We start from the raw sequence: 6,540 nt of genomic DNA, 5'->3' as shown, positions 1-6,540 counted from the left end.
GTACAAATAACGCCGCTCAACAACACTTTCTTTAGTTGCAGAAAAGGCTCACGCTCCGTCCCGAACGTGAGCCTTTTAATCATGTGGGCGTAAAGCCCCACGCACATCACGCGTTAAGGATTTTGAATATTAGAGGCTTGTTTTCCCTTGGGGCCTTGCGTAACGTCAAACGTTACTTTTTGTCCTTCTTTAAGAGTTTTGAATCCCCCCATTTGGATGGCAGAGAAATGTGCAAATAAATCTTCTCCTCCATCATCGGGGGTGATAAAGCCAAAGCCTTTTGAGTCATTAAACCACTTGACGGTACCCGTTGCCATAATACGTCCTTCCAAGATTAAACGCCGAACGAGTTGCGAGGACCTCAGATACTGACCATCCCTTTAACTCTCCTCTACTAATAAGGACGCAATGGTCACCTATTAATTTTTTTGTTTGATCGATACTTTGATGCCATACACATGGTTCACTAGCAGTGTGGAATTCCTGCCAGTTCAATTTCAACCGGAATCGGAAAGTCACATAGATGCTGCCACTTAGTATTGACGCTCAAAGCACCCAAAAAACTAATGTAACAAGGCAATCAAAATGATAATCGGAATTGGAATGCCAATAAGCCATAATAATATTGAGCCCATAATGCTCTCCTGTAGTGATCAACTAATTGCGCGGCCAGACAAGTTGATAGAAGAAAGTTAGATTAATTTACAACGCGTTACAACACTCGGTCACGCTGTTTTCCTCCAAGCGTCGCGGTTATACTTGCGAAAAATGCACCAACTAATAATGCGACAAATATCCACAATGCTGATTGCGCAGCTATTTTACGTGCCTTGTCAGCAGTATCTTTTGCCGCAACTTCGGTATCTGATTTGACTTTTGATAAACGCGCATATACATCATCAACACGCCTATCTGCTTCTGCCCTTGATAGCCCAGTAACTTGAGCAACCTGCTGCGATAGGTATTGTTTATCGTCAGATGACAAAGGGCCACTGCGCAGGTCATTGGCAAAGATTCTTAAAACTTCAGCGCGTAAAGCAGGATTGTCATTTTGGCGTACTGCATTAGTACCCGGAACAGCAACCGTTCCGCTGTTACTGGTATCGTTTAATGCGTTGGTATTCGAATTAGAACCGGCATTTACGTTACCATTGTCAGCAGGGGAAGTCGCTTGGCTTGAACGCAAAAGCATGTCCGAAAAATAGCTAATCGAATTGGAGCCTGCTCCCCCTGTGGCACCCATAGCTGTAGCGGCCGTCCCACCTAACTCAATCGCACCGCTCGACACCGCTCGTACCGCACCAGTCAGAAAGAATGCGGTGAGCAAAGTTGCCACTGCCCACGATAGTAGCCCGTGCGCAGTGTCGCGAAAATACACTTCAGTCGTGTGCACGCTTACCCACTTTACACGAAGGCGACCAGCCATATAACCGCCAATCCCAGCAGCGGCGAGTTGGGTAAAGGCGAGCCAAATAATGGTCGCCTTACCCATCGGAATATTATTGGTCGACCATGGCGAAACTGCTGAAAGCCCTAAACCACCGCCAAGAATAATTAAGATAAGGGATAAAGCTGCGGCGGTGGCGGCGCCGGCAAAAATCGCGCCCCACGATACACCAGAAGTATTTCCATCAAACGCAGCGTAATTTTTTTCAATTTCAAGCGGATTTAAACCGGGAATTCTGGGCTGAGCATCCATCTGACTCTCCTTAAATTATCACAAATTGAAGTCCATGCGGTCATAGTGTTCAAATTATTCTGGTTAAAAAGAAGAGGTGCAGATAACGCGGCCCGCAGGCAAACAGGAATAGAGAAACCTTCCGCATAATCGCACCTCAACTCCAAATATCCAATTCGGATTACATGTTCAAAGAGTAATAGTGGGACGAACCCTGAGATATCGGCGAAACACTGATTTTTCTGTAGGAAACGGTGAAAAGGATCGACTATTACCCAACCTTTTTTAGGCCATAATTGACTGCATATCGATCCATCCTATTTATTTCTTAACTAGGTGTCGGATTCTTGCAGCAATGAAAAGTAATAAAAATACGTCTTGTTTATTTTTAAAACACCAGAATCTGGTTTGTATCTGCGGAACCACGATTAGTAAAAACGGCATTTTCCGAATGGCAAGCTAGTCGTCATTACTGAGATAGCAAAAGAAACCGTACTTTACTTTTTTGATATGTCCTTCTACATTTAATTTCATCATTGGTACATTCTGTTCCTCAATTCTCCTTCCACCTCCTATTCAAAAGGATCGCCATGGATATCAACGAGACTAAACCACACTTCAAGGATGCCGTCACGATGCTAGAGCATGAGCACGAAACGGTTAAAGCAATGTTTAAGAAATTCGAAGCCTTAGGAGAGCACGCCTACGTCGGCAAGAAAAACTTGGCTAACGAGATATGTTCTGCTCTGAGTAAACATTGCATCATTGAAGAAGAAATTTTTTACCCTGCCGTCCGCCATATTTCAAAAGAAGGGCCAGTGCTTGTCAACGAAGCTGTGGTAGAGCACGCCAGCGCAAAAGAACTCATTGCGCAAATTCAGTCGATGTCTGCTGAAGATGCGCTATTTAATGCCAAAGTCAAAGTGCTGTCCGAACAGATTGAGCATCACGTTAAAGAAGAGGAGAAAGATATGTTTCCACAAGCCAGAAAGTCACATATTGATCTGCTTTCATTAAGGGATCAAATGCTTGACCGAAAAGATCAGCTCTCAGGGGAAGGTGTCTAAAATCAGAGTTCAATATCTCCTTTGTCAGTGATATATTCAGAATAGATTTATGGGGACGGAGCGGCGATTGATAAAACGTATTACGGGTGGACTGTATGCCTGTGATTGTCACTACACCGCTTTTTCTCTATAGCTCAATACCAATAATGCCGGCACTAAAAAGCCAAAAAACAAACTTACTGGCAATAGGTCGCAACGCCGCCACTGTTTGCGCCGAGGTTTGGATGTCAGAGACACCATGTAAATTCAGTGTTACCGCTGTTGTGAGAATAATGAAATACGCGACTATATTAGAGAAGCGCATTCCTATAAGCGGGTCAATTTTAATGCGACGAAAATTCGAACGTGGCTGCTCTGGCGTGTCGTTAAGTGGTTTGGCATTTGAATCAGCCAATTGGTTTTCTACCTCTTTGGAGCTCAGCCAGAAGAACAGATAGGGACTGATTGTGGTACCGAATATGGCAACAACAGTCGTAATAAATTCTGGCCTCCAAGAGAGTTGTGGAAATAAATTTCCACAATATGCGTCCGGGGAATATATACAATGAATGCGGTCGCTACATAAGCCAGCAATGTCAGAGTGAGCCATTTTAGCAATCGAACGTACCGCTTAGCGGTACAAATATTTGTAGCAGCAACGACAGAAATCCGAAGCAAAGAGCAAGAACGTGCGCCGATAAACCGACTAACAATTTCAGCGCTTCACCCATCGCGGCAATATCCGCCGCAATATTGATTGTGTTAGTAATTAGCAGAAGTTCTACAATCCCATAAGGAAGCCATGCAGGTTAATGGCTTGCGAATTAAGCCGCAAAATGTGTCTACATGGGTGACCAGTATTCTTTCGCGCATAAGTTATGATTAATTTTTAATCACCCACCAATCTGGTAAAAGGCTAGCCACTTTCCGCTGTGCAAATCGATCGTCAATCAAATAAATAGTCCCACGGTCAGATTCTGTCCGAATCACACGGCCAGCGGCCTGAACGACTTTGCGTATCCCAGGAAATAAATAAGTGTAGTCATAACCGACGTTAGACCCGAAAGTTGCGTTCATAGATTGCATCATTTGATTATTGACAGGATTGAGTGGTGGTAATCCTAATGTAGCGATAAATGCGCCAATAAGACAGTTACCTGGCAAGTCGATACCTTCCGAGAAGGCTCCTCCAAGTACCGCAAATCCGATTCCCTTACCTCCAGAAGAGAAGCGCGCCAAAAAATCCTCGCGATCGGATTCCACCATGCGCCGCGACTGTATCCATATTGGAATGTCGGGATGTCGGATTGAAAAAAGATCAGCCGCTTTTTGAAGGTAATTAAAACTACTAAAAAAAGCTAAATAATTCCCCTGCAACTTTATGTAAGCACCACCCATCAATACCACGATGGGCTCTAATGATGAGTCTCTGTCTTTGTATCGCGTGGAGATATCGCAGATATAGACAGACAATTGATCTGGGCCAAACGGCGACCTAACCTCAATCCTTGCAGTGTCAACTGGCAGTCCGAGCGTATCGCTATAGAAATACGAGGGCGTTAATGTTGCAGAGAATAAAATAACTGATCTTGCTACCGCAAAGCGTTGCTCGAGAAAAGGTGCTGGAATAATATTACGAAGACAAAGAGTGACACCACTTTGACTCGCTTTATGCTGCGATATATCAATGTCTTTTGAGATATCGAACAGCGAATGAGAATCAAACATTGTAATCAGGTGCGAAAAATGCAGCAAATCAAAATAAAAACGCAATAACCCCGAGTCAGGGCCGACAGGAGTTTCATTTAGATATTCGGAGACCATGCTGATGGTCTGTTGCATAGCCGTGACGAATTTTTGCGAAATAGTCGGATAAACCTGATATGGCGCAGTTTGATTTTTGTGTAATGCATTCCACTGACGATGAAACCTTTCCAAGGTCTTTTTGAGGCCCAGTGGAGCCTCCCGAAGCGCGCGCTTACAATCGCTCTGATTTAATTCTGCGGTGAACATTTTACGCGTACGTTCAACCATATTATGTGCTTCGTCCACCAGCACGGTTACTCGCCACTGATTGGCGACAGTTAAACCGTACAGCATGGCATTAAGATCAAAATAGTAGTTATAGTCACCCACCACGACGTCGCTCCAACGCACCATATCCTGACTAAGATAATAAGGACATATCTGGTGCGCCAATGCCAACTTGCGAATAGATGCTTTATCCATCGTATGGATATTCACTGCGTCCTTTCGCGCCATCGGTAAGCGATCGTAGAAACCTTTCGCGAGTGGACAAGAATCTCCGTGACAGGCTTTGTCTGGATGTTCACAAGCTTTATCCCGAGCAACCAGTTCAAGTACGCGTAACGGTAAAGTAGATGCCCTATTTTTTATCAACTCCAGAGCATCCAAAGCAAGAGCGCGACCAGAGGTCTTGGCCGTCAAGAAAAATATCTTATCCAACTTCTGTTTAGAGCAAGCCTTCAATGTCGGAAATATGGTGCCGATCGTTTTTCCGATACCAGTTGGCGCTTGCACCATGAGGCATCGCCCACTCGTCGTGGCGCGATAAACATCTTCGGCTAATTCCCGTTGTCCGGGCCGAAAAGCATCATGAGGAAACTGTAAAGCATCTAACGCTTGATCGCGTTCCGCACGATGCGTCAATTCCTTTTCTGACCACTCCAAAAATAGTTCACATTGATCATTAAAAAAATGCTTTAGCGTCTGCGCCGTATGGAGTTCTGATATGACGGTTTCCTGCTGGCTGCCAATATCAAAGTAAACCACCGCCAGTCGTACTTCGGAGAGACCACGCTCCTGGCAAAATAACCACCCATATACTTTTATCTGGGCCCAATGCAGAGAACGGTGATTATCGGGTATCTGGCGTATGTCGCCGCGGTAGGTCTTTATTTCTTCAAGCTGATTGTGGATTGGATCGTACCCATCTGCACGTCCAACGACACGTAAATTCTTCACTTCTCCCAGAAGCTTAATCTCAGATTGATATGACTTTTCCCGGCGAGCCTGGACAATCGCGTGCCCCGCGATACCTTCTTGCGCGGACGGGGATGGCGTAAAACGTAAATCAAGATCCCCGCGCTTAGCGGTGAATTCGCATAAGTTTCGGACGGCAACGACGTATTGCATTTTTTTACTCCGCCCACTGGACGTAACACACAGCAATGGGAATGGCGTGGCTGGCGCAATAGTTAATCCAACGTAACTGATTATCTTGCAGGCGATCGCCAGGTCCCTTTACCTCAATCATGCGGTATGTTTTCTGATCAGGCCAAAATTGGATCAGATCCGGGAACCCCGCACGATTAGATTTGATATCCGACAAAATGCGTTCGAAGCAGTGCTTCAAATGGTGGGCTGGTATGCATGAAAGAGCGAGATCCAGCAAGGTTTCCGTCATTAAAGGCCAGAATACAAACGGGGACTGTATTCCCCATTTGTCTTTAAAGTATTGACGTATGGTGACAATGTATTGGTCGCTATCAAGCTGCCGCAGACATTCGCCGAATTGCACCGCGCGGCGTTGGTAGAACTCAGGGCCGTACAAATCAGCCGGGCCGGTGTGAAAAGGATGAAAAAAAGCATTTGGAATCGGCGCAAAGACCGCACTCCAACATAACAAGCCAAACAACGAATTAATCAGACCGTTTTCTACATAATATACATGCGTGAGATGTGCGTCATCCAAAATTGGCGCTGATCCATTTTGGCCATTTTTTTCCAAATGATCCCGGACCCGTTCCTCTACGGTTGTTTGGTCGAAGAGATTAGGCAGCGATAGGTCAATAC

General features: G+C 45.2%; 6 protein-coding genes. 1 reads left to right on the top strand and 5 read right to left on the bottom strand.

Translation table 11 applies throughout. The features are described from left to right. Positions 1 to 113 precede the first annotated feature (113 nt). Entirely contained in the window at positions 114 to 317 is a 204-nt protein-coding gene (locus QN379_RS22800) for a cold-shock protein (RefSeq protein ID WP_168057001.1), read from the bottom strand. 395 nt (positions 318 to 712) lie between these two features. Continuing rightward, complete coding sequence (locus QN379_RS22795) at positions 713 to 1,699, bottom strand: hypothetical protein (RefSeq protein ID WP_323507707.1); 987 nt, start codon at positions 1,697 to 1,699, stop codon at positions 713 to 715. Between the two features lie 569 nt (positions 1,700 to 2,268). On the opposite strand from QN379_RS22795, the gene QN379_RS22790 reads away from it, so the two are divergent. Beyond that, entirely contained in the window at positions 2,269 to 2,745 is a 477-nt protein-coding gene (locus tag QN379_RS22790; protein WP_322238546.1) for a hemerythrin domain-containing protein, read from the top strand. Positions 2,746 to 2,872: 127 nt separating this feature from the next. Here the strand turns inward: QN379_RS22790 and QN379_RS22785 are convergent, their stop codons facing one another. From QN379_RS22785 to QN379_RS22775, 3 genes are all read right to left on the bottom strand, one after another. After that, positions 2,873 to 3,334: a divalent metal cation transporter gene (locus QN379_RS22785; RefSeq protein WP_323507706.1), complete on the bottom strand. Its 462-nt coding sequence runs from the start codon at positions 3,332 to 3,334 to the stop codon at positions 2,873 to 2,875. A gap of 272 nt (positions 3,335 to 3,606) precedes the next feature. Then, positions 3,607 to 5,880: an ATP-dependent DNA helicase gene (locus QN379_RS22780; RefSeq protein ID WP_323507705.1), complete on the bottom strand. Its 2,274-nt coding sequence runs from the start codon at positions 5,878 to 5,880 to the stop codon at positions 3,607 to 3,609. Positions 5,881 to 5,884: 4 nt separating this feature from the next. Beyond that, positions 5,885 to 6,540, bottom strand: a 656-nt coding sequence (locus QN379_RS22775; RefSeq protein ID WP_323507704.1) for a VRR-NUC domain-containing protein, incomplete at its 5' end; no start/stop codon positions are given.

It is taken from the genome of Glaciimonas sp. Gout2 (genome assembly GCF_035018905.1).
Lineage (GTDB): Bacteria > Pseudomonadota > Gammaproteobacteria > Burkholderiales > Burkholderiaceae_D > Glaciimonas.
This window is presented reverse-complemented; position numbering and strand designations above follow the sequence as displayed.